The 1886-nt window shown below is 65.4% G+C and carries 1 protein-coding gene; it reads right to left on the reverse strand.

From position 1 onward, the window contains the following. Window positions 1–521: 521 nt before the first annotated feature. A complete protein-coding gene (locus tag ABD346_RS38270) occupies window positions 522–1286 on the reverse strand; it encodes a MerR family transcriptional regulator (protein WP_344380932.1) in 765 nt (254 codons plus the stop codon). Window positions 1287–1886: the final 600 nt, after the last annotated feature.

Consider the following 1886-nt stretch of genomic DNA (forward strand, 5'->3'; position numbering starts at 1 on the left):
TTCCCCGCCCCGTTGAACTTGCCCTCCAGCGGCTCCGCCGCCGCCACCAACTGCCGGATCAACGCGCCCAGATCAGAACTCGAACCGTCCGTGCTCTTCCCCAGATCGGACAGAGTCGTGGACCCCATGTCGAACTTCACGCACACACCCCCGTAACAGACATAACGAACGCCGCGCGCGCAACGCGGCGCGCCGTCTATGTGTACCCAATGCAGATTGCACGCGCAACGCGCGGTCGAGCCTCCAGGACCTGCCCCGATCCCTGATTTCCCAGGTGTCGGGTGGACTCGGGGCGATGCCGCGTCGTGAACGGTTACGAAGTTGGAACGGCGGGTCGGAGGGCATTCGAGGCATAGCTTCGGTGTACTGCCAAAGCGTGCAAATGGGGTGCGGGGGAGAAGCCGGGGGTCTGCAGCCCCCCGACGTCAGGTGACGCGCCGTCGAGCCGGTCGGCCGACGGGATGCCCGACGGCATGGCCGATGGAATCACCGGCGAAAAGGCCGACGGATTGAGTGACGGCTCAGCTCAGCCGGGCGTCGGCGTAGACGAGCATCGCGTCCCGCAGGTAGACGGCCAGACCGTTGGCGATCTTGTCGTAGTTCGCGCGCATCTGGGGTTCGTCGACGTAGGTCTGGGCGAGTCCCTTGTACGCGACCGCGTTCGGCGTCCAGAACCGGCAGACGTTCCGGTAGTGGTCGTCGATCTCGGCCTGGACCTGAGGGTCGTCGACCGGGGTGCCGGCCACCATGAACTCCGCGAAGCGGATCATCTGCGCCGTCACCTCACGCTGCCACTGCTCGGTGTCCTCGTCGGTCATCGTCTCGACGGCCCGCTGGGCCTGCTCCCAAGCCTTCGGCCAGCGCTCGCGCACCTTCTCGTTCTCCTCGGCGGAAGGCTCGAACCCCTCGAACAGGTTCTCCGGCCGATTGATCTTCGCCATGTCGTTGTTCTCCTCTGCTTCTTCCAGTTCGGCGATGGTGCGGTCGACGGTGCGGGCCAGGGTGCTGAGCCGGTCCCGCTCCGCGAGCAGCCGTTGGCGGTGCTCACGGAGCACGGCCACGCGGTCGACCTGGCTGTTGAGTACGGCCTGGATCTCACGGAGCCCCAGGTCGAGCTCCCGCATGAGGAGGATCTGCTGCAGCCGCAACAGATCGGCCTCCTCGTAATAGCGGTGACCGTTGCTCCCGATCCACGCCGGGGGCAGCAGCCCGATCTCGTCGTAGTGCCGCAGCGTCCGGGAGGTCACCCCGGACATCCGGGCAACATCCGCGATCGACCAGGCCATGACGGTTGCTCCCATCGCCGGGCCGGAGTCCGTCCCCGGCCACAGAGACGACGTTAGGAGTTGACGCAACGGCAACCGCAACCCGAAACGGGGGCGAGCCGTGGGAGTCGGCACGGGCCGCGCTGAGTCTGGCGACGGCACATGGTCGACGGCTCATAAGGAGGCCAGGGGCACTGCCCCATGAAACTGCCCCAAGAAGGGGAGGGGGCGGGCTGGAGCCCGCAGATCCTCGTGTAGTGTTCTCCGAGTTGTCACGCAGCCGGGACGGCCCCGAGGCAACCATCCGCCGCAGATTCTGCGGCAACCCCAACTCAGCACGATCTCCCGACCGGGAGCGCTTTCGGCATGCCGAATTCCATTCCGGTCGGACCGGAAGACTCGATTACGAATCGCCGGAAAGATCCGCTAGAGTTCGGGACGTCGGAAAGGCCCAACAGCCGGGAAGACACCCCGATTTCGACCGGGAATCAGGCCCGAAAGGATCTGATAGAGTCGGAACCGCCGGAAAGGGAAACCCGAGAGGGAGAACCGGAAAGGCACCGAGGAAATCGGACACGAAAGAGTCTGATAGAGTCGGGAACACGAAATACCGAAGGGAAG

The sequence above is a fragment of the Streptomyces mauvecolor genome, from assembly GCF_039532965.1.
GTDB classification, from domain to species: Bacteria; Actinomycetota; Actinomycetes; order Streptomycetales; family Streptomycetaceae; genus Streptomyces; species Streptomyces violascens.